23 protein-coding genes are annotated in these 22,151 nt (G+C 46.3%); 18 read left to right on the top strand and 5 right to left on the bottom strand.

Annotated features, from left to right (window positions below; all coding sequences use genetic code 11):
- Positions 1 to 4 precede the first annotated feature (4 nt).
- The 3 genes from rpe to spoVM all read left to right on the top strand — a co-directional run bounded on the left by rpe (position 5) and on the right by spoVM (position 1,345).
- Positions 5 to 655, top strand: a complete 651-nt coding sequence (rpe, locus tag ASD40_RS12195) for a ribulose-phosphate 3-epimerase (protein WP_057303554.1) — start codon at positions 5 to 7, stop codon at positions 653 to 655.
- Between the two features lie 17 nt (positions 656 to 672).
- On the top strand, positions 673 to 918 hold the full coding sequence (locus ASD40_RS12200; protein ID WP_057303555.1) for a hypothetical protein: 246 nt from the start codon (positions 673 to 675) through the stop codon (positions 916 to 918).
- 346 nt (positions 919 to 1,264) lie between these two features.
- Entirely contained in the window at positions 1,265 to 1,345 is an 81-nt protein-coding gene (spoVM, locus tag ASD40_RS12205) for a stage V sporulation protein SpoVM (RefSeq protein WP_036634233.1), read from the top strand.
- Positions 1,346 to 1,439: 94 nt separating this feature from the next.
- Here spoVM and rpmB read toward each other — a convergent pair whose 3' ends face one another.
- Positions 1,440 to 1,628: a 50S ribosomal protein L28 gene (rpmB, locus tag ASD40_RS12210; protein WP_029197753.1), complete on the bottom strand. Its 189-nt coding sequence runs from the start codon at positions 1,626 to 1,628 to the stop codon at positions 1,440 to 1,442.
- Between the two features lie 344 nt (positions 1,629 to 1,972).
- Between rpmB and ASD40_RS12215 the strand changes: the two genes are divergently transcribed.
- From ASD40_RS12215 to ASD40_RS12280, 14 genes are all read left to right on the top strand, one after another.
- Positions 1,973 to 2,332, top strand: coding sequence for an Asp23/Gls24 family envelope stress response protein (locus ASD40_RS12215; protein WP_057303556.1), 360 nt, complete (start codon positions 1,973 to 1,975; stop codon positions 2,330 to 2,332).
- Between the two features lie 29 nt (positions 2,333 to 2,361).
- Positions 2,362 to 4,095, top strand: a complete 1,734-nt coding sequence (locus ASD40_RS12220) for a DAK2 domain-containing protein (RefSeq protein ID WP_057303557.1) — start codon at positions 2,362 to 2,364, stop codon at positions 4,093 to 4,095.
- Between the two features lie 35 nt (positions 4,096 to 4,130).
- Positions 4,131 to 4,988: a DegV family protein gene (locus ASD40_RS12225; protein ID WP_057303558.1), complete on the top strand. Its 858-nt coding sequence runs from the start codon at positions 4,131 to 4,133 to the stop codon at positions 4,986 to 4,988.
- Positions 4,989 to 4,991: 3 nt separating this feature from the next.
- The gene (gene recG, locus ASD40_RS12230; RefSeq protein ID WP_057303559.1) at positions 4,992 to 7,037 is read left to right on the top strand and encodes an ATP-dependent DNA helicase RecG; all 2,046 of its coding nucleotides are present in this window, start codon (positions 4,992 to 4,994) and stop codon (positions 7,035 to 7,037) included.
- 384 nt (positions 7,038 to 7,421) lie between these two features.
- The gene (locus ASD40_RS12235) at positions 7,422 to 8,741 is read left to right on the top strand and encodes an alpha-L-fucosidase (RefSeq protein ID WP_156389983.1); all 1,320 of its coding nucleotides are present in this window, start codon (positions 7,422 to 7,424) and stop codon (positions 8,739 to 8,741) included.
- Between the two features lie 71 nt (positions 8,742 to 8,812).
- Positions 8,813 to 9,103 carry a DUF1294 domain-containing protein gene (locus tag ASD40_RS12240; RefSeq protein WP_327205285.1) on the top strand — a complete coding sequence of 97 codons (291 nt, stop codon included), beginning with the start codon at positions 8,813 to 8,815 and terminating at the stop codon, positions 9,101 to 9,103.
- Between the two features lie 128 nt (positions 9,104 to 9,231).
- The gene (locus ASD40_RS12245) at positions 9,232 to 9,519 is read left to right on the top strand and encodes a stage VI sporulation protein F (protein WP_057303561.1); all 288 of its coding nucleotides are present in this window, start codon (positions 9,232 to 9,234) and stop codon (positions 9,517 to 9,519) included.
- A gap of 209 nt (positions 9,520 to 9,728) precedes the next feature.
- On the top strand, positions 9,729 to 10,106 hold the full coding sequence (locus ASD40_RS12250; RefSeq protein ID WP_057303562.1) for a hypothetical protein: 378 nt from the start codon (positions 9,729 to 9,731) through the stop codon (positions 10,104 to 10,106).
- Positions 10,107 to 10,136: 30 nt separating this feature from the next.
- Positions 10,137 to 11,393, top strand: a complete 1,257-nt coding sequence (locus tag ASD40_RS12255) for a DNA polymerase IV (RefSeq protein WP_057303563.1) — start codon at positions 10,137 to 10,139, stop codon at positions 11,391 to 11,393.
- On the top strand, positions 11,390 to 11,860 hold the full coding sequence (locus ASD40_RS12260; protein WP_057303564.1) for a hypothetical protein: 471 nt from the start codon (positions 11,390 to 11,392) through the stop codon (positions 11,858 to 11,860). The genes ASD40_RS12255 and ASD40_RS12260 overlap by 4 nt, the downstream gene beginning before the upstream one ends.
- A 152-nt stretch (positions 11,861 to 12,012) precedes the next feature.
- Positions 12,013 to 12,693: an SOS response-associated peptidase gene (locus ASD40_RS12265; RefSeq protein ID WP_057303576.1), complete on the top strand. Its 681-nt coding sequence runs from the start codon at positions 12,013 to 12,015 to the stop codon at positions 12,691 to 12,693.
- Positions 12,694 to 12,731: 38 nt separating this feature from the next.
- Positions 12,732 to 13,895, top strand: coding sequence for a metallophosphoesterase (locus ASD40_RS12270; protein ID WP_057303565.1), 1,164 nt, complete (start codon positions 12,732 to 12,734; stop codon positions 13,893 to 13,895).
- A gap of 5 nt (positions 13,896 to 13,900) precedes the next feature.
- Positions 13,901 to 14,467 (top strand): hypothetical protein, encoded by a 567-nt coding sequence (locus tag ASD40_RS12275; RefSeq protein WP_057303566.1) that lies wholly within the window; start codon positions 13,901 to 13,903, stop codon positions 14,465 to 14,467.
- 141 nt (positions 14,468 to 14,608) lie between these two features.
- Positions 14,609 to 15,754, top strand: coding sequence for a CobW family GTP-binding protein (locus ASD40_RS12280; protein WP_057303567.1), 1,146 nt, complete (start codon positions 14,609 to 14,611; stop codon positions 15,752 to 15,754).
- Positions 15,755 to 16,721: 967 nt separating this feature from the next.
- Here ASD40_RS12280 and ASD40_RS12285 read toward each other — a convergent pair.
- The 3 genes from ASD40_RS12285 to ASD40_RS12295 form a co-directional block, all read right to left on the bottom strand.
- Positions 16,722 to 17,618 (bottom strand): transposase, encoded by an 897-nt coding sequence (locus ASD40_RS12285; RefSeq protein ID WP_063870772.1) that lies wholly within the window; start codon positions 17,616 to 17,618, stop codon positions 16,722 to 16,724.
- Between the two features lie 706 nt (positions 17,619 to 18,324).
- Positions 18,325 to 19,353 carry a TIGR03943 family putative permease subunit gene (locus ASD40_RS12290; RefSeq protein ID WP_057303569.1) on the bottom strand — a complete coding sequence of 343 codons (1,029 nt, stop codon included), beginning with the start codon at positions 19,351 to 19,353 and terminating at the stop codon, positions 18,325 to 18,327.
- 25 nt (positions 19,354 to 19,378) lie between these two features.
- Complete coding sequence (locus ASD40_RS12295; RefSeq protein ID WP_057303570.1) at positions 19,379 to 20,398, bottom strand: permease; 1,020 nt, start codon at positions 20,396 to 20,398, stop codon at positions 19,379 to 19,381.
- 156 nt (positions 20,399 to 20,554) lie between these two features.
- Here ASD40_RS12295 and ASD40_RS12300 point away from each other — a divergent pair, with 156 nt between their 5' ends.
- Positions 20,555 to 21,013 (top strand): Fur family transcriptional regulator, encoded by a 459-nt coding sequence (locus tag ASD40_RS12300; RefSeq protein ID WP_036634240.1) that lies wholly within the window; start codon positions 20,555 to 20,557, stop codon positions 21,011 to 21,013.
- Positions 21,014 to 21,086: 73 nt separating this feature from the next.
- Here ASD40_RS12300 and ASD40_RS12305 read toward each other — a convergent pair whose 3' ends face one another.
- Positions 21,087 to 22,103, bottom strand: a complete 1,017-nt coding sequence (locus tag ASD40_RS12305) for a CobW family GTP-binding protein (protein WP_057303571.1) — start codon at positions 22,101 to 22,103, stop codon at positions 21,087 to 21,089.
- Between the last annotated feature and the right edge of the window lie 48 nt (positions 22,104 to 22,151).

Consider the following 22,151-nt stretch of genomic DNA (forward strand, 5'->3'; position numbering starts at 1 on the left):
ACGGATGGTATACGTAGCACCTTCTATTTTATCAGCCAACTTCGCTAAACTTGGGGACGAGATTAAGGATGCGGAGCTTGGCGGAGCCGACTGGATCCATGTGGATGTCATGGACGGCCATTTCGTGCCCAATATCACAATTGGTCCACTTGTTGTTGAAGCGATACGCCCAGTGACCAAGCTGCCGCTTGATGTTCATTTGATGATTGAGCAGCCGGATCGCTATATACCTGATTTTGTAAAAGCGGGTGCCGATTTGATATCCGTCCATGTAGAGGCTTGTACGCATCTGCATCGGACACTTCATCTTATTAAGCAAAGCGGGGTCAAAGCGGGGGTTGTGCTGAATCCTGCAACCCCGATTTCACTAATTGAGCATGTACTCGATGAACAGTTGGATCTTGTGCTTATAATGACGGTCAATCCTGGATTCGGCGGACAGGCTTTCATTCCTGGCATGTTGAGCAAAATTCGCGCACTGCGTGAGCAAGCGAATGCTAAGGGATTGAACGGGCTTCATATTGAGGTGGACGGCGGTATTAACGAGGTGACGGCTCGCCAGGTGGTGGAAGCTGGAGCCAATGTGTTGGTTGCCGGTAATGCTGTGTTCGGGCAGTCCGATCGTGCCGAGGCTATCAGGCGAATACGCGGGTAGAGGGGGAACGAAGGACGATGAGATTTCTCTGGTTATTGATGTACAGTCTGCTTTGTGCAATCCTCTTGGCGTGTTTCTCAAATATACATGATGTCTCGAAGTATATATTCTCGCTTGGCGCCTTGTATGTAGGGATGCGATTTTTCCGTCGGTTTGAGCAGATTGGGTTTCGCATTTGGTTCATCGTTATTGCTGTTCTCTTCTATTTTATTTTCAGTTTAATTTATGCGCTTTACACGCAACTGGGCATAACTGCACCATAGCCGCATACATATAGTTACAAGAGTGAAGCGCTCTTGTAGCTTTTTTTGTTTTCTGGAAGCGAGCGAATTGTGGGAGAAAGTAAAAATAGAAGGCACTTTTTCACGGTCCGGGCATATACTGTTGTAACGATGCTAAGGAGCAGTCATGCAACTTGTGAAGCATATGCTTACGACGTAAGTTTCTTCTGAAAACTTGAAGTCTGTGCTCATGAAGTCAGTTTTCTGCCTTCCTCTAAGCGCGGTCGCTCATCTTCGTAAGACCTCGGTAGAGGTTTATCTCACGAAAACTCTAAGCGAATGCTCATGAAGTCTGTTTTCTGACGAAAACTCTAAGGAGGGGTAGAGAATGAAGTTCTACACAATCAAACTACCAAGATTTTTGGGTGGATTCGTGAAAGCCGTACTGAATACGTTTAGTAAAAACTAGGCTAACACATACTTACTCCATTTCCCCAGAAATGCAAAAAAAGCACCGATAAGGTGCTTTTTGTCTTTCACATAAGAATATGCGCAGCTACAAATTAAACGCGAGCCACTTTTCCGGATTTCAACGCACGAGTACTTACGTAAACCCGTTTTGGTTTGCCATCAACGAGGATGCGAACCTTTTGAACGTTAACTCCCCAAGTACGCTTGTTTTTATTGTTAGCGTGGGACACGTGATTTCCTGAAGAAGGACTTTTACCTGTAATGAAACATTTGCGGGACATGTTTGACACCTCCTTGGGCAGTATACAAAGCAGCCTGGGTGGCAAGCCTAAGCTTGACATGACAGCTTTCCATAATTTTAGACATTGTTAGGTTTGTTGCGATTCATAATATAACCAGCAAAAACACACTTAAATATAATAGCATAGCAAAAGGAGCCTAGTCAACGAATTACCTGCACTTTTGCCGTTTATTTATTCAGTATGTTATAGTACAATGAAGATTAGCCCACATTCCAAGTACATAGAAATTGACTTATAAAGTCGAATTTGCTAAAGCAAAACAGGAAAGGGAATGCTTACAAAGTTAGTCTTGCTAAAGCGAAACTTGAAGGAGTTGTTAGATAATGCCAATTGAACTCACAACCGAGTACGGAAAAGTGTATATTACCAATGAAGTGATTTCAACACTGGCGGGATCCGCTGCGTTAGATTGTTATGGACTTGTTGGCATGGCAACGAGAAAGCAACTGAAAGACGGAATAGCTGAATTGCTAGGCCGGGACAATTTAAGCCGCGGCGTCGAAGTCCGCCATGAAAACGGGCGACTCGAAATTGATCTTTATATTATTGTCAGCTATGGAACGAAAATATCCGTAGTCGCAGGTAATGTCCAAACGAAAGTCAAATATATTTTGAATGACGTCGTAGGGCTTCATGTGGACGATGTGAACATTTTTGTTCAAGGCGTTCGTGTAGCCAAGTAAAAGCCCGATAACCAGGAAGGGGAATCACTTTGAGTAAGCGCTTTATTTCAATAAATGGAAATGACTTCACTGCCATGGTCTTGGCGGGTGCGGATAACCTTCGCAGAAATGTAGATAAGGTTAATGGATTGAACGTTTTTCCTGTACCCGACGGAGATACCGGCACCAACATGAATTTGACACTCACTGCGGGTTGTGAGGAACTTAAAAAGAAGCCATCCTCCCATATTGGGAAAGCAGCTGATGCATTGTCCAAAGGGTTACTGATGGGCGCAAGAGGCAACTCAGGGGTTATTTTGTCACAGCTGTTTCGCGGTTTCGCGAAGCATGTGCATGATCTTGAGCATGTAAATGTACAGCAATTCGCGGGCGCTCTGCAGCAAGGCGTAGAGACAGCTTACAAAGCTGTTGTGAAGCCGGTGGAAGGAACAATTTTGACGGTATCGAAAGAAGCAGCTAAGCACGCCACACAGTATCGACGTGGAAACGACCTGCTTGATCTCATGCAGGAGGTTCTGGGCAAAGCGAAGGAAGCCCTCGCTAGAACGCCTGAGCAGCTTGCTGTGCTCAAACAGGTCGGTGTGGTAGATGCAGGCGGACAAGGGCTTGTATGTGTCTATGAAGGCTTTGTAGCGGCGTTAAGCGGCGGTCTGGTTCAAGTGAACGATGACTACGCTACGATGGATACAACACTTGGTGCGGTTTCACTCGTTCCCGGCATGAACCTAGCGAAGGAAGTGCACGCACATCTTCCCGCACAGGCACATTTGGCCACGGAAGACATCGAATTCGGATACTGCACAGAATTTATGCTGACAATTGCTCCAGGCAAGGTCAAAGGACTAGTTTTCGATGAAGGCGCGTTCCGTGATCAACTGAGCAAGTTGGGGGATTCGCTGCTGGTTGTAGCCGATGACGAGTTAGTGAAGGTTCATATTCACGCCGAATACCCGGGGGAAGTGATGAACCAAGCCATGAATTACGGTGCTCTGAGCCGTATCAAAATTGAAAATATGCGCGATCAGCATTCACATATATTGGAAGATATGACCGAAGGGTACGAAGCTCCTGTTTCTACCACGGCCACAGCTGTAACGCCAAGCAAGCCGTATGGTTTCGTTGCAGTTGCTCTAGGTGATGGCATTACCGATATTTTATCTAGCGTAGGCGTCGATGTCGTACTGTCTGGTGGACAGACGATGAACCCAAGCACCGAGGATATTGTGAATGCGGTTAACAGTATTGATGCAGACACCATTTATGTGCTGCCCAACAATTCCAATATTATTTTGGCTGCGCAGCAAGCCACCCAACTGGTAGACAACAAAACGCTGATTGTAATTCCATCTAAATCGATTCCTCAGGGTCTTGCAGCCATTCTGGCGTTCCAAGAGAAGGCGGATGCCAAAACAAATACGGAAGCCATGAGTGAATCGCTTCGACGTGTAAAATCGGGCCAAGTTACTTACGCTGTGCGCGATACGAACATGGACGGTATTGACATCAAACAGGGCCATTTTATTGGCATTCAAGATGGGCGCATTGTATCTTCACAGCCGAGTCTTCTGGATGCTTGTAAGAAGCTGCTGGAGGAAATGATTGAAGAAAGCAGCGAAATTGTCACTATCCTCACTGGAGAAGATGCCGTCAATGCAGAGACGGAGGAGCTAGAGGCGTTCATTCAAGCGGCTTACCCCGAAATAGAAATTGAGCTTCATCCTGGCGGACAGCCTTTGTATGCGTACCTGTTTTCCGTTGAATAGCAGTGGAGTAAATTCGTGAAATGGAGTGAGCCCTGTTGACAAACATTCGTATCGTAACGGACAGCACGGCCGACATACCTTTGGCACTAAGACAAGAACTTAACATCGAGATGGTGCCTCTCAAGATCCATTTTGGAGATGAAGAATATTTAGATACGGTGACGCTGCAGTCTGAGGAGTTTTATCCGAAGCTGACCTCGTCACCTCACTTTCCCCGAACGTCACAGCCGTCTCCTGCGGAGTTTCTGGACCTGTATCAGAGCCTGCTTGAAGAGCCGGATACGGAGGTTATCTCGATTCATTTGGCATCAGTGCTGAGCGGAACGTACCAGTCAGCGCTGCTGGCTTCCACGATGCTGGAGGACTCGTCAGGAAAGGTTTATGTGTTCGATTCCTGCTCGGCTTCCTATGGGATTGGCGCTCTTGCTGTAGCTGCTGCCAGAGCAGCTAAGGCGGGGCAAAGTGTCAATGAGATTTTAGAGCTTGTACGAACGATGAGAGAGAACTTTTACATATACTTCCTCGTAGATACGCTAGAATTTTTGCAAAAAGGCGGAAGAATCGGCAAGGCATCTGCTCTTTTCGGTTCTTTGCTAAACATAAAGCCCATTCTTTCTCTGGATCGAGCGGGTGAAGTAGCTGCGATTGATAAGGTTCGCGGTCACAAAAAAGCGGTTGCGCGAATACTTGAGCTGTTGGCGGCGGATGTACCTGGTAAGACAATCCGCAGTTTACACATTGCTCATGCAAACAATTTGGAAGGTGCGGAGCAGCTGCGCGCAGCCATCATGCAGCAATTTGTTGTGGAGCATGTGGACTACATTACACTGGGGCCTGTTATTGGCGCACACGCTGGACCAGGCACCATCGCAGCGTTCGCGAGTACGGTGTAAAATATGGATTTGAATCAATTTGAAGTACGCGAAGTCCATGGAGTGGGCGCTCAGAAGGCACTTGAGCTCAACTCCATGGGCATTTTTACGGTTATGGATTTACTGGAATATGTGCCATTCCGGTATGAGGATTACACGGTGCGTGATTTAGCTAGTGTGAAGGACGGCGACCGCGTCACTGTGAAGGGGTATATCATCGGAGAGCCGGTGCTGCAGCGCTACAGCGGCAAATCCCGACTATCCTGCAAGGTGATGGTCGATGAGTTCCTGCTGACGGCGGTGTGGTTTAACCGCCACTTCTTGAAGGACCGCTTGCGGCCGCAGCAGGAGATTATACTCACCGGCAAATGGGACGGCAAGCGCAGGCAAATGAGCGTGTCCGATTCGGAGTTTCCCGGACAAGGTGATTCCAATACCGGCACCATACAGCCGGTGTATTCGGTTGTAGGCTCTGTTACGCAGAAGTGGATGCGTAAGGTCATTCAGCAGGCGCTGACGCAGTACAGCGCCATGATCAGTGAAGTGCTGCCGGCTGGTATTACCGGCAGGTATGGGTTTATGCCGCGCAGCAAGGCGCTAGCGGTCATCCATACGCCGAGCGGCGTGGAGGAAGGCAAGCAGGCGCGCAGGCGCATGGTGTATGAGGAGCTGTTCCTATTCCAGCTCAAGCTGCAGGCTTACCGCGCCGTGACGCGCAGCCGTGCGGACGGGCTGAAGCAGCAGGTGGACTTGCCTGCTGTCCGCGCCTTCGTGCGCGCGCTCCCCTTCCAGCTGACGGAGTCGCAGAAGAAGGTCGTAGGCGAGATCCTGCACGATATGCAGGAGCCGTACGCCATGAACCGACTGCTGCAAGGCGATGTCGGTGCGGGGAAGACGATCGTCGCGGCCATAGGCCTCTACGCGACGGTAAAGGCCGGCTACCAAGGCGCGCTGATGGTGCCGACGGAGATTCTGGCTGAGCAGCATATGCGCTCGCTGAGCGGCTTGTTCGAGCCCTACGGGCTGCAGGTTGCGCTGCTGACAGGCAGCTCAACCGACCGGCAGCGGCGGGATCTGCTGGCCTCCTTGCAGATGGGCATGATCAACGTGCTGGTCGGCACGCATGCCCTTATTCAGGAGGACGTCTACTTCCGCCAGCTGGGGCTTGTCGTGACGGACGAGCAGCACCGCTTCGGGGTGAACCAGCGCAGCATCTTGCGGCGCAAGGGCATGAACCCCGACGTGCTGACGATGACGGCGACGCCGATTCCGCGCACACTGGCGATTACGGCCTTCGGCGACATGGACGTTTCGACGCTGCGTGAGCTGCCGAAAGGGCGTAAGCCGATCAAGACGTACGCGGTTCAGCATGCGATGCTGGAGCGTGTGCTCGGCTTCATTCAACGCGAGGTCGCCGCAGGGCGGCAGGCCTATATCATTTGTCCGCTCATCGAAGAGTCGGACAAGCTGGACGTGCAGAATGCCATCGACGTCCACATTCAGCTGCAGCAGCATTTCCCGCACATGCGGATCGGCCTGCTGCACGGGCGAATGAGCGCGCAAGAGAAGGAAGCGATCATGCGCGCATTCAAGGAAGGCACCGTGGAGGCGCTCGTGTCGACCACGGTGATCGAGGTTGGCGTGGACGTGCCGAACGCCACGCTGATGGTGATCTACGACGCCGACCGCTTCGGCCTGTCGCAGCTGCATCAGCTGCGCGGGCGGGTGGGCCGCGGCGAGCACCAGTCCTTCTGCGTGCTCATCGCCGACCCGAAGACCGAGGTCGGCAAGGAGCGCATGAAGGCGATGACCGAAACGACCGACGGCTTCGAGATTGCCCGACGCGACCTAGAGCTGCGCGGGCCGGGGGACTTCTTCGGTACGAAGCAGAGCGGGCTGCCGGAGTTCCGGATCGCCGATATGATGGCGGACTTTGAAGTCATGGAGCAGGCACGCGATGATGCGGCAGAGCTTGTCGGTGACTCGTCCTTCTGGACGGGCGCCTCATTCATGCCGCTGAGGGCCTACTTGCAGCGCTCTCATATTTTTGACAGCGAAGTATTGGACTAATCAGCCTTATAACTAAAATAAACAAAAACGCTAGGATGGACTGATGACACTGTCAGTCGCTGATCCTAGCGTTTTTTTACTATTTTATCCTTTACCCCGCCTTGAGAATGTTAATTATATCCTGATTAAGGTTAGTTTTGTACCTGTCTATTACAGCACAGGCTTGGTAGACTAAAGTTGTGAAGTTTAAAGAGGTTGTTTAAAAAGCCCACTTTGATAACGAAGTCATTCCTGGAAGCATCTCGGCATCGAAGCTTGAACGAAACCGGGAAGTCCGGTACTCACATCTCGCTCCGTTCCTCCTTCTCCGGACTTCGGGAGGGCCTTCTCGGTTCTGAAAGTGGACTTTTTAAACATGCATTTAATTCGAAAGGTGTGTAGTTGATGACAAGCAATCATCCGATTATTCAAGAACGAACAGAGCGTACGCAGTGGTTTCTGCAGGATCGATTCGGTATGTTTATTCATTGGGGACTGTATGCCATTCCAGCTAGAGGAGAATGGGTGCGCAGCGTCGAGCGTATCTCGATAGAGGACTATCAAACGTATTTTGATGAATTCGATCCTGTCCGTTATGATCCTAAGGCGTGGGCGCGTGCTGCGAAACAAGCGGGTATGAAATACGCGGTATTGACGGCGAAGCATCATGACGGGTTTTGTTTATTTGATAGCGCTCTCACTGAGTATAAGTCAACGAATACACGGGCCGGGCGAGATTTGGTTCGCGAATTTATTGAAGCGTTTCGGGCGGAAGGCTTAAAGGTGGGGCTCTATTATTCGTTAATCGATTGGCATCATGAGGATTATCCGGCTTATGGGGATCGCATTCATCCGATGCGGGATAATGAGAGCTATACAAGAAATCCGGAGACGTTCGATCGGTATCTTCAGTACATGCATGGACAAGTAAGAGAACTGCTGACGAACTATGGTAAGTTGGATGTTATGTGGTTTGACTTCTCTTACGATCGCATGAAGGGGGAGACATGGAAAGCAACCGAGCTGATGGCGATGATTCGATCTCTGCAGCCACATATCATCGTAGACAACCGATTGGACGCAAGCGGTGAAGAAGGCGGAACTATTTTCACTAAAAATCCGCTCAGCTATTCGGGTGACTTTGCTTCACCGGAACAGATCATTCCGCCGCAAGGCGTGACGGATGACGAGGGCAATTCACTTCCATGGGAAGCTTGTATCACGCTGAATAATAACTGGGGGTACGCAGCTCAAGATTTCCAATATAAATCTTCCACTACCCTTATTCGGAAGTTGGTAGAGTGCGTTAGCAAAAATGGGAATCTGCTCTTGAATGTGGGTCCGAATGCGCTCGGCGAGATTCCGAAGGAGTCGCTCGACATTTTGGCAGAGATCGGCGATTGGGTTCAGAAAAATGGGGATAGCATTTACGGCTGCGGGCAAGCCTACTTACCAAAACCGGAGTGGGGCAGGTATACCCAAAAGGGTAATCTGCTGTATGCCCACTTGTTTGAGGAAAGCGTAGGCCCTATTAACTTGAACGGGTTGGCTGGTAAGGTGAAGAAAGCAAGGTTGCTATCTGACGGTTCCGAGCTCTTCCTAAGCCGTCCTTGGAATGCCGCCCAGTATCCGGACGATGCGTTCATTAGTTTCGCTAGACCTGAGCACTCTAGCTATCCGCTGCCGGACCAAAGAGCTACGGTTGTGGAGTTAGAGTTACTTTAAGAAGGAAATAAATTAACATTTGACCGTGTCCGCATTCGCTTTTAAGATGATAGTAGAGGCTTACTATTTTTTTGGAAACGAAGGTGTATGGAACTTTGACTTATTTCCTCTGTTATTTACTGCTGATGAATATCGTTACGTTCATAGAAATGGGACATGACAAGGGACAAGCCAAAAAAGGCGGGCGTAGAGTGCCTGAAAAACGTCTTTTTATACTGGCTGCCCTCGGTGGCGGGATTGGCGGGTGGCTTGGTATGCGGGTTTGGCGCCATAAGACAAAACATACCTCATTCGTCATTGGCATACCGCTGCTTGTTGCGCTAAATTGCATATGCGTTATTCTGATAGCGATTTATATGTAGCATGGCTTAAATAGACAAACAGTCACCGGCAGCGGCGGCTGTTTTCTTTTTTTATACAAACCCATGAGTCAAGTTTGCGCGTTTTCACTCATAAGATAGGAACATGACAGGTATCGGAGGTGCGAACATTGAGTTACCAGCATTATGGCATCGATCCTGCGCTCGTGGAGCGCGTAAAGTTCAAGATGAAAAATCCGGAAATCAAGGAACGCATGAAGATGCTGCTGCAGGGCGTTACGAAGGCTGATTTGCAAGATTATACAAAGGTTACGCGCCTAATAGGGCTTGCTGCCGGCATTCTCGGCGAGAAGCTGAGCGGGAGCCAAACAAACCAAATTCTCGAGTTTATCCTAGCCCAAAAGATTGATCCTAACAATGCCTTTCACTTGATTAAACTATGGTCCATGTTTCGATAAGCGAACAGAAAGCGCCACCAGCAAGGTCGATGCCTGTTAGCCTTTTGCATGGCTGGAATCGATTTCCTAAACAGACTAACGTTTCCCAAGCGGGGTTCCTTGATGAAAGGGGCCCTTTTTTGTTTCCAAAAAAATTCACTTGCATAACGAATACGTGTTCGGTATATAATAAGTAACACGAATATATGTTCGCATATGGTGGTGGAAATATGAAAGTTAGTTCAAGTTCAAGAATTGAGACAGAAGAGGATGTCCAAATTGTTAAGGAATACACGCTGTTGCCCATTTTGCTCGATATGCTAGCAAGGGACATGGAGGAGCTCAAGGTTTATAAGGATAAAATCGTGTACAATCATATTCTTTTCTATCTCAGAGAGGTTGAAATGGCTATTTATCCAGAATTACAAAGTATTAAGAGCCAGATGAAGAAACGAGATATTAAAGTTATCCATACCGAAATGAATGCCTTAGGCATTAACGTAGAGTACAAAGTCCGAGGCTACATTCATCATTTCACGATGCTTCGCAGCTTGGTCAAGGCTGAGCTTATGACCACGCTCATGAATATGCGGGGGGGATTGCGGTGAGCAAAGATCGCCACGGCGGGGTGAAGCGCTATGCATGAAAGGACGATTTTTCTGATCGACGGCCAATCATTCTACGCATCAATCGAAAAGGCCGCTCATCCTGAGCTAAAAGATAAACCGGTAGCCGTAGGCGATCCTTCACGCCGATCAGGCATCATTCTCGCGGCTTGCCCAGTCGCCAAGTTTCATGGAGTGACAACGGCTGAAAGGGTAGGTGAGGCGCTTGCTAAATGCCCGAATTTGAACATCATTCGACCGCGGATGCAAACCTACATTACCATATCCCTATTCATTACTGAGATCTTTGAGTCTTTTACTGATCAGGTTGAGCCGTACAGCATAGATGAACAATTTCTCGATGTTACCGGCTCTACTTCATGTTTTGGTTCTCCGGAAGAAATCGCACTGCAAATTCAATCTCGCGTGCTGCTATCAACTGGGGTCTGGACTCGCTGCGGGATCGGACCAACAAAAATATTAGCCAAGATGGCAACGGACAATTTCGCGAAAAAAAGACCTGAAGGTATCTTCAAACTAGGCTTTGACAATATTGAATCTGATTTGTGGCCGCTGCCCGCACACCAAATGTTTATGGTTGCATCGCGAATGACTCGTCATTTTATAAGAATGGGATTAAACACGATTGGTGACATAGCGCGATTGGAATTGGCCGAATTCAAACGACGCATGCGTTGGGAGATGGGAAAGCAAAGCGATATTCAAGCGGAGTACTATTGGCAGACGGCGCGGGGCATCGATCCTAGCCCGGTTGTACCAAGTATTCGTAACAAACTGAAATCTATTAGCCATGGTAAGGCGCTGCGAAGCAGCCTTTATCGTAAGCTTGAAGATATTGAGGTTGTGCTTTTAGAGTTGGTCGTGGAGGTCTGTCGCCGTAGTAGGAGACATAGATACATGGGCCATGTGGTGACCGTTGGTGCAGCGGAGACCGATGGGGTACGGTCTACAGGGTTTAGTCGGCAGGTAACACTGCAGCAACCTACGTCGCTCTCTCATGAAGTAGCGGCAGCAGTGCTCGGGATATTTCATAAATATTGGAGTGGAATGCCCGTAAGTCACTTGCATATATCACTCACACAATTGGTGGACGATAGCGTTTACCAGCTTACTCTATTCGAGGACCGTGAGAAAGCATACGGCTTGGAAAAAGCGACTGATGAAATCAAAGATCGATTTGGCAGCGCCGCTATTATGCGGGCATCCTCTTTATTAACGGCCGGAGTAGCACGAGAACGAGCGGAACAGATTGGAGGTCATTACAAATGAGCAAACTAGACGGTAATGAGCGTTGGAAATCAAAGATGCTACTCACCGAACATCAAGAGGAATATGAAAGTCGAAATGATCCCAAAAAAACGTCTCGCCCCACATCAGAGGAGCTCATTATGATTCGTGACTACATCTTACTACCCCACATGCTTACAATAGTACAAAAGAGCGTAGATGACATTAAGAGTAGTTCTAACCTTTTAAAACAGCTTTATCTAGCAACTGGTCAAGTGGTCATGAACAAAATAAGCAGAGACATGTATGATATACGGCGTGAATTGACTAAGCGTAATATAAAAATCATCAGTGACGAACACGCGGAATTGGTCGTGTATCACCGTTTTCTATGTCGAGGTTATGAGGATCGTTTTGGGATGACTCGTGATGTTATGCGTTCGGAAATCAGTGTCCAGTTGAAAAAATATATAAAAGAAATTATCGGCCGAGTAGCAGATGAAAAATAACCAGAAGAATGAAAGCCCGTGGAGAAATCTTCCTCGGGCTTTCGCGAATTGACGTGAGTAATTCTTTTTCTCATAATGGAGGAAGAGTGTTGCAGCAGCTAAAAGAATTAGTTCTCATGTGGGAGAACCGTGCAAAGGAGAGATGTGCACTAATGTGCGGACGCTATACGATCACCGTGACGCTAGAGGAGCTTATGCTTCATTATGATATTTATTACAAATATTCTGGAAGATACAGCCCCAGATATAATGTAGCACCTGGACAGCAAGTCATGGCTATCGTCCATGACGGGGAGAAGAATAAACTTGGCGAGCTGCGCTGGGGGCTCGTTCCTGAGTGGGCGAAGGACGAGAAGCTAGGCTACCAGATGCTCAATGCACGAGCTGAGACACTCGCGGACAAGCCAGCCTTCCGCAAGCCGTTTGAGCGTAAGCGCTGCCTGATTCCGGCAGACTCCTTCTACGACTGGAAAGGGACGGGTAAGCACAAGCAGCCGATGCGTATTATGCTGCGCAGCAAAGACATCTTTAGTATGGCAGGGCTGTACGACACGTGGACATCTCCGGATGGCACGCGTATTTCTACATGCACCGTCGTTACAACAGAAGCGAACGAAATGATGGCGGATATTCATGAGCGTATGCCGGTCATTTTGCCGAGGGAGATGGAGGCGGTTTGGTTGGATCGCAGTATCACAAACACCGACAGGCTACGACCATTATTACAGCCGTATCCGGCCGAGCAAATGTTTGCGTACCCAGTGTCGAGCCGAGTAGGCAATGTTCGCAACGACGATGAGATATGCATAGAACCGTTAAGCCTGCTCATATAGAAGAACTGGCTTTGAGAACAGAATGGGAGAGTCATAGCATGAAAGTACGTATGGCAATAAGCATCACACTTATATTCATTATTGTCTTTGGTGTGAATGGCTACATAGGTTGGCACGGTCAAGTCTTTCTATCCAACCAACTAGGTTCTTGGTTTCATCCAGCACTATACTGGGTTGTCTTCTGGATTATCGCTTTGTCATATTTATTAGCATGGGTAAGCTCGCGGGTGCTGCCTGCCGGCGTGTCCCGACTACTGAAAATTATCGGCTCCTACTGGTTTGCCATCATGCAATTTGGTATTCTACTGCTGCCGTTGACTGATTTGGCGATAGGCGTGTTCCATCTGGCATCCGTTCCTTCAAATACATACGTTCCGATTCTCGGTTGGATAAATGTAGGGATCATACTCATTGCTATGATTCGTGGTTCGTATAATGCACAGAGCCCTGTTATACGCAGATATGACATTACGGTTCCCAAAAGAGCGGGAGACTGGGAGCAGCTTCGCATCGCGGTAGCCTCCGACATCCATCTGGGCTCAATTGTCGGGAACCGCCATCTGCGTAAGCTTGTAGAGCAAGTCAATGGCTTGAAACCAGACTTGATTCTTTTGCCGGGGGATGTCATAGACGATGATATTAAGCCATTTATCCGTTACAATATGGGTAAAACAATGCGAGAACTGCAGGCTCCACTAGGAATTTATGCTGTGCTCGGTAATCATGAATACATTGGCGGACATATTCCTGCCTTCGTGGAACAAATGGAGCAGATCGGCATTCGTGTACTCATGGACGAAACCGTTCACATCAAAGAACGGCTGTACATCGTTGGGAGAAAAGACAAAGCGGCCGAGCGAACACCCGATGGACGTAAGGCGCTAGCTACATTGCTGGAGGGCGCAGATCTCAGACAACCTATAATCGTGATGGACCATCAACCCTACCACCTAGACAAAGCAGCCGATGCAGGTGTGGATGTGATGCTCTCAGGTCATACACATAGAGGCCAAATGGCGCCTAATCACCTTATAACAAGAAGGCTCTTTGAGCTAGATTGGGGCTACTTGCGCAAAGGTAACCTTCATGCTATCGTTTCCTCAGGTTTTGGTACGTGGGGACCACCCATTCGTCTAGGCAGCCGCTCAGAAATAATTGAACTCACCATTCATTTTAAAAGTAACGAGAGAGAAGAGGGTTAAGCAGCATGCAAGAGGCAGACAGAAAACAAATTACACCGATAGAACTAGCTGCAGCAATGATGCAGTTTACAATGAAAAGCATAGAAAATAGTTGGGACACAATGAAACCGATCGTTGCGGCCTACCTAAAAGAGCCCATATTATCCGAGTCTAAAGAAGACGAATTATTAAGGGAGATATATATAGCAGCTTTAGCGTTGGAGATTTACTGCATTCCCTATGCTTTCGATGCAGACGTTGCACGTCTCGTCAGCTTAGGGATGGGTGAAGTGATGGGTTCAGATAACTTATCTGAGCATCACTTATCGGAATCCATCAGTCAGCACTATCTTCCGTGTTTGGAAGCAGTCAACGCAACTGCTCCCACGGACCTAGCGCTAGCACTTGTCGAAGAAGCCGCGACAATCCTCTACGATCGACTCGAGCTTCCACTCAAGCCAGCCGATCGGGTAAACAGCCTGTTGTGGGTCAAGCTATTTCCCTTTCTTGTCCAGCTAGTTGGGAAATGGCCGATCCTATTTACTAAATTCGAAGTTAAGCAAGAGTCCTTGGAAATAACTGAACATAATTAAAGAATCAACATGCCCAAGTCAACGGAAATGTTATATCCTCTTGACTTAAAGGTAATAATTACGAATAATAGAAGAGGAATTAATTATGAGCAGGGTTAGAAGCATTTGCTATCATACTGCTTGGCGGAGGTAGAAATGAGTATGGCAGCACACAAAAGAGTTACCGTGTATGTACTATCCGGCTTCCTCGGAAGCGGTAAAACCACCTTATTAACGAAGGCGATTGATCATTTTACCGAAGCGGGACGTAAGCCCGCGGTTATCATGAACGAGATTGGTGAAGTTAATCTGGATGGGCAGTTAATTGCCAATGAAGTCCCGATGTCCGAGCTGCTGGGGGGCTGCATTTGTTGTTCGAGCCGAGGTGATCTTGCGACGGCGCTTAAGGAACTTGTAACTGAGGAACAGCCTGACCTGATTTTCATAGAATCGACAGGTATCGCTAATCCAATGGAAATCATCGATGAAGTAACAGATGCTTCGCTTATACTCCCGGTAGAGCTCAAAGCCGTCATCACCGTAGTAGATGCACCGCAACTACTGGAGCTAAGTCGGACAAGTCGAGGCAAGACCTACCGGCTCATGCAGGAACAAATCCGTTGTGCGAACTTACTTTTACTGAACAAGGCAGACCTGTTACAGGAAGCAGCGCTTCAGGAAGTAGATGCTCTTGTACGCGAATGGAATCCATATGCATCTGTACACTACACCGTCTTTAGCCAAATCGATATGAGACTCATCGAAATGCTGGAAGAAGAGCAAGGTCAGAAACAGCACCTTAACTCAAAACATAATGACACTAATAATAACGTGCAGCACAATGCCAACCATTATTATGAAGACCATCGTGAAGATCAACATGACGCCAACCATGATTATGACGTCCACAACGTCACCCATTCGTCTGAGGATCATAAGCCGCATGAATCTCACGATAATCTGTATCATGACCATGAACACGCGCATGAAAGTCACCATCATCATTCTCACAATCATGTGATGGCGTATACGCACTTTTTTGAGCGGGCCGTAGATAGCAACGCATTCGAAGAATTTGTTAGTAAGCTACCGCAAGAGGTATACCGTGCTAAAGGAATTCTCAGTTTTTCTGATACCTCAAGTCGGTTCTTGTTCCAGTACGCCTACAGAGAAATGGATTTCGTCAAAATCACTCCCAAAGGCGATGTGCCGGACGTTGCCGTGTTTATCGGAGAGAACTTCTCAAAAGACGAAGTCCGAACAGAATTGCTCAGACTAGAATCACTTTCCGAAATAGCTGTCAAATAAGCAATTCAATGCCAAAAGAGTCCCGGCGACCAAGCTGAGGATTCTTTTTTGCTATGATCTTAGTAACATCCGGGTTGGGCTTAACCTAAGGAGGCACTGTATCCATTATCCCTTTGGTTCAGGTTGATTAGCCTTACTTGTTACGTGGGTCATTACCTATCCTCTAACGTGGGGACTATGATGACTATCCCCTTGGCTCAGGTGTTGAAGGAAAGGGGAGTAAGGGAAGTAAAAGAAATCAAAGAAAGCGAAGAAAGCAAAGAAAGCAAAGAAAGAAAAGGAAAATAAAGGAAAATAAAGGAAAGTGAAAGAAAGTGAAAGAAAGTGAAAGAAAGTAAAGAGAGTAAAAAAAGTAAAAAAAGTAAAGAGAGTGAAGAAAGCGAAGGAAAATAAAGGAAAGTAAAAGAAAGTAAAAGAAAGTAAAAGAAAGTAAAAAAAGTAAAGAGAGTAAAGAGAGTGAAGAGAGTAAAGGGAGAGGAAGAGAAAGTAAAAGAGAGTAAAAAGAGAGAATAAATAAGAGTAAATAAGAGAGGGTGAGAGAAGAGGAGAGAAGAGAAGAGGAGAGAAGAGAAGAGAAGAGAAGAGAAGAGAAGAGAAGAGAGTGGTTAGAACCGGTAGTTAAATAATTTTTCATTAATGTCTAAGGAAACGCTTAAGTACTATCCTAGTACCTATCCCCTATGTATGTATGCCTATGCCTGCTATCCTCATTATCCCCACTATCCCTTTGCCTCAGGTTAAACTTAAGTAGCAAGGGTGTAGTGTATTAACTAAAATCCCACCTGTATTCTGCATTCGTATATCACCAATAAAACCAAGTGAGTGTTACCCCAACTTGGGGGCGAGTGAAAAACCAATTATCCTACAAGATAGGACACTTAAAGTTACATTAATATACTTTTGCTATTAGGATGATCATTACCCTATAAGATAGGATGCTTAAGGCTGCATTGTTTTAATCTTGCTATTAGGCGCATATGTGCGTGTTTTGGGAAGTGAAAAGGTTTAACCTGACATGAGGTGCTGTGCATAAGTGTGTCAAATGCTGAAAGATGGGGGCTTCGTGTAAAGTGAGATTTATCTTATAGCAAAACTCATCTAGGTAATATTGTAGATACTTTTGGCCAATGCCATGGAAAGTATTGTTAATAGATTTACCGGCCTGTGCAGCGAATGCAAGGAGAGCGCGGAATTTTTTTGAACTAAAGCGTCCAGTAATAAATTCGATGCTGCTTGTATGTGATTGGACATGTTGTTGGGTGAAATCCGATGTTGCGGATCGTTGAAAAATCTTTTCTTTTACATGTATTTTGGGAACAAGTTTGAGTTTGATATAGGAAGGTTCGCCCTGAATGTTAAGGGAGGAGCCTGCTAGAAGATAGTGTTCCTGCGGATGGTTGCGGAAGTAAGGATTATATGGCTTTCCATAGACAGCCGAGTTTACTTGGATGACACCCGAGAGTAGTGTGCCTTGGTCGGCTGTACTTATGGCGTGACGAATTTTGTGGAGGATGAGCCAGGCTGTTTTGTAGGTGACACTAATAATCTTGGAGAGCGCGACAGCATTCGTGCCCTGTTCCGTACGCGCTATCAGAAAAATTGCTGTAAGCCATTTATGTAAAGATGTGCGACTGCCTGCCATTATAGTTCCAGCTGTAAGGGATGTTTGGTGATGGCATTGAAGACATTCATAAAGGGGGAGTCGGCGTGTAATAGTTATATAGGAACGCGAATGCCCACAATGAGGACATGAAAAACCAGAGGGCCATTTAACCGAAAAAAAATAATCTATACAGGCCTCTTCAGTGGGGAATTGCTGCTGGAACTGCTCCAGGGTGCTTGGTAAATGATAGTTCGTCTCCAATATGACACCTCAATTAGGTTGGTATGGAACGTTTGTTCTTAATTCATTATACCGAATGTTTGTTCTTATATCAACTCTAATTCATAGTCAGGAGATTTAAATGAAAGTCTCAGAAAAAGTTGTGGTGGGGTTTAAATAATATTTCAAGGTAAGAAAGTCGTAAATTCGATCGGATCTTAGGACAAAGAATTCAGAATGGATATATAGACATAATGAGTGATGGGGATAGTGACTATATATGAGTTTGAAGTAGATGTATAGCTGAAGTTTTTTCCTTTTTGTGGAAATTGTGGTGTTGGGGTATTAGGTAAGAAGTTAGAAGTAGAGGTAAGAGGTAAGAGGTATGAGATATGAGGTGTAAGGTAAGATGTAAGATGTAAGATGTAAGAGATAAGATATAAGAGATAAGAGATAAGAGATAAGAGATAAGAGATAAGAGATAAGAGATAAGAGGTAAGAGGTAAGAGATAAGAGGTAAGAGGTAAGAGATAAGAGATAAGAGGTAAGAGATAAGAGATAAGAGATAAGAGGTATGACGAATGTATGTTGGTTAAATAAAGAACATAAAACAATTAGAATTAAGAATATGATGGAACTGGAGTATTGAATTTTAATTGAAAAGTAGCAAGGTGGAGAAAAAAACCATCAAGGATCATGAAGAGTGGTCCTGATGGTTTTTTGGTTTGGTTATTGTTAGTTGTGCTGACTAGTTAAGTTCTTTGAGCGGTTCGAAGTTTGGGTATATATACGGTGAGTCGGGGGTTGCGGTTTTTTCGATTTGGGTTGCTTTTATGGTGAAGATTTCGTTTCCGTTGTAGCTGCCGTTTTGGATGGTGCCTGTGACTTTGACCCACATGTCTTTGGGGTAGTTTTGAGCGGTCGGGAAGTCAATCATGACTCCGTAAGGGGTAGCATCCGCGGAACAGCAGCTTACAGCAAAGCGTCCGACGACGAATTGGCTTTTGGGCATGTTCTCTTCGCGGTAGACGAAGCCGGTCAGTTCGATTTTTTTACCTATGAAGTTGTTTTTGAAAAGGTCAATGGACGAAAGGATTTCCATGTATATTTCTGGTTTTACGACGATGGTGTCTTTTTTGTATAGGATCATGCCGATTTTAGAAAAGTCTTCATCCCACTCGTTATCAGCGTGGAACATCTTTTGGAGCTCGGCATCGGATTTAGCGATTGTTGGAGTCTCAGTACTAGAAGCAGGAACAGGGCTGATAGCTGTGCTATTGTTAACAGGAGGAATTGTTGAGGGACTTGGAGCAGCCGCAGTTGCCTGGTTGGATGCCTTCTCCCCTGTTGAGGAGCCAGTATCGGTGATCAGGTCTGTATTTTGTTTGGCTATACTAGCTTTCGCAGCAGAGAGATTCATCCCTTTGGCAGCTACCATAGCACTACTTAATGCTGTATTAGGCAGCAGGAAACCTATTAACAGCGGAAGAATGAGCAGTCCGTAAGCAACTGTATTGCGCAAGGCTGAGCGGGAAACTGGTTGTTCACATTCGCAAGCAACTGGTTTGCCCCAGTAAGCACGCAGTGCCATGTAGCCTTGAAAGCAGGCGATGATGTAAAGGATAACGGAGGCGATTTTGACATAAATCATCATACGCGGAGCTATGTAGTATTGAAGGGAATCTGTCTTGGTGAGAATTACGATATAGCTGGAAAAACCAAGCAAAATTAACGTACGAAAGAAATAATGAAAACTTATTAATCGGACTTCGCTCATGTCAATTCCTCCTAATTTTATGACTTTAAAAGTTAGAAAAGCGTTCCAAAAGCAGTGAACAACCCAGCACGGTGATAAGAATTAATGCTGATAGTAGGAGTACGAATTTGGATTTGAAAACGGAAAGCATCATAAGTGTGCTTTTGAAATCAAGCATAGGGCCGAGAACTAAGAAAGTAAGAAGTGAACCAGACGTAAATGACGTTTGAAAAGATGAAGCGACAAAAGCGTCCGATGTGGAACATAGAGAAAGAATATAAGCGAAGCCCATCATAAACAAATGGGAACTGATAGGGCCCTGACCAATGGCAAGCAGGCTTTCGCGCTGCATAAAAATTTGAATCAGTGCGGTGAGCAGGGAGCCGAAGACGAGATATTTACCCATTTCGAAAAACTCATCAGAAGCATGAACGAAAAATGTATTTAACTTACTGGATATGCCGCTACCCTGGTGCTGATGACCCTCCAACGCTTCTTCACTTGAAAAGTTGGCGCGGCTTATGCGCAGCGGATTACTTTTGATAAAACGGTAGAGGATGAGTCCGATTATTATGGCAACAGCAAAAGCCAATCCCATGCGGGAATAAGCGATTGCGGGATGATTTCGGAAAGCCATAAATGTAGCAGCGAATACAATAGGGTTAATGATAGGTCCGGTTACGATGAAAACGACTGCGATATAGACGGGCATTCCTTTGAGTATTAGTCTTCGAACAACAGGAATCATGCCGCATTCGCACATTGGGAATAGGATTCCTAGAACGCAGGCGAACAGGATGCCAAGAAGAGGGTTCTTGGGAATGAAACGGCGTATGGTTTGCTCGGATACGAACGTTTGGAGCAAGGAAGAAAGCAATACACCTAGTAAAATGAAGGGAATAGCTTCTAATAGGATGCTGATGAACATGGTTTTGAAAGCTTGAATGCGTTCTGTTGTTAGCGGGGACAGTGTAGGCATGTCGTTGTTTAAAAGGATAAGCACAATTAAAAGGAAACAGATAGCGACTATAACATGCATGCTCGCTCGAAAGACAGTAGTGGGCATTGACGAAGACTCCTTAATCATAATTATTACTATTGTAACCTATGATGAATGAAAGGGGAATAGGACAACTTTGTTAAGGACGAGATGTTCGTCTACTTGACGTAAGAGGTCCATTTGCTGCACTATGTTAATAGAACAATTTATGACAGAGGGGTAATGCAAGTGGGCACTCATACGCATACGATTGACGAGATGCTAAGGGCTATGGCTCAGCAAGGGTGGAGAATTACAGAGCAGCGCAGGAGCTTGGCAACGTTATTCGCTGAATCCGGAAGTTATTTGTCGCCAAAAGACGTTTATGAATACATGAAAGTTAAATATCCTGGTGTGAGCTTTGACACCGTCTACCGTAATCTTCGATTGTTGAGTGAGATGGGTGTTCTGGAGCAGTTTCACTTGGCGGATGGCTTGAAATTCAAGGCGAGTTGTTTGTCTCATCATCATCACCACATGATCTGTATCAGTTGTGAAAAGACGGTCACCTTCGAGTTCTGTCCGATGAAGCTGGTGAAGGATTTGCCGGAGAGTTTTGAAATTCAAAGCCATCGTTTTGAGATATTTGGATACTGTTCAGATTGTAAGTCGGGCATTTCTCCCTCTTCGGAGTTGCATTAAAAAGTCATGGAACATAAAAGCAGTCTGCTGAAGGTGAACTCAGCGGAACTGCTTTTTTTGGTATGTATTGCTTTTATAGTTGGGATTCCGTTAATCGCTTTTGCCAGTCATCTTCGAGGGTTTTTGCATCCAGATCCATACCTATGAGTACGAGATAAGGCGTTCCCTGGAAAGTGGTCTGCTGCCAGTTCGTGCGTTTGCCTGCGAATTGCATAACAAAGGATTCGTGCTTAGCGCCAATCATCAAATAACCTTTCGCGCGAAGTAGTAGGGAGCCCCATTTTGCTAAAAAACGTTCTACAAAGCGCTGTGACAAGGCAAGGTCTTCATCCATGGGGATTGTAATTGTTTGAATACGTGAGAACGATGGGTTATGTTTGGATTTCTCGCTTGACGGCTGTGCAGGTTTAATAGCTTGAAATTGAAACTTTTTATTAAAATTGGACGAGACGGTGGATTGTGATTCTTGTCGACTCAGAGTGCCGAAAATAAGCTCTAAATCAAATTGACTATGTGCGGTTGGCAGTATTAGGGAGCGTTCATTGAATTTGCGAATTGTTTTTTCGATGGACTTCTGTTGTTTGTCAGAGATTAAGTCGATTTTGTTCAGAATAAGAAGATCCGCAACTTCCATCTGTCTGCGAAGTGTATGGACAAGCTCTCGGTCCGAGGCGAAAATACTGTTATATTCAAGCACGTTTTCGGCGTCAAGTATGGTGACGACTTTATGTAGTTTCACATGAGGAAGTAGTGCAGGCTCGGTCAATGCATCGACGATTTCCTCTGGGTTGGCAACACCGGTTAATTCAATGAGAATGACGTCAGGCTTGCGCACTAATAGTTGTTTAATGGAATCATTAATATCACTTTTCTTACTGCAGCAGATGCAGCCATCGAGCAGCTTGGCCATGTTAACATCAGGTGAGGCTTCTTGGAGGAGATGGCCATCTACATCTTGTTTCCCAAGCTCATTCATAAGAACAGCCGGGCCCAGATTAAAGGAGGCAGCTTCTTGAAGCATGCGGATGAGCAGTGTTGTTTTGCCGCTGCCTAGAAATCCACTCAGTACGATAACGGGAACTTTGCTCAAAACAAGGACTCCTTCGTCTTGGGATTAAAAAGTAATTATTACGAATTG

Source organism: Paenibacillus sp. Root444D2 (assembly GCF_001426375.1).
Classification (GTDB): Bacteria; Bacillota; Bacilli; order Paenibacillales; family NBRC-103111; genus Paenibacillus_E.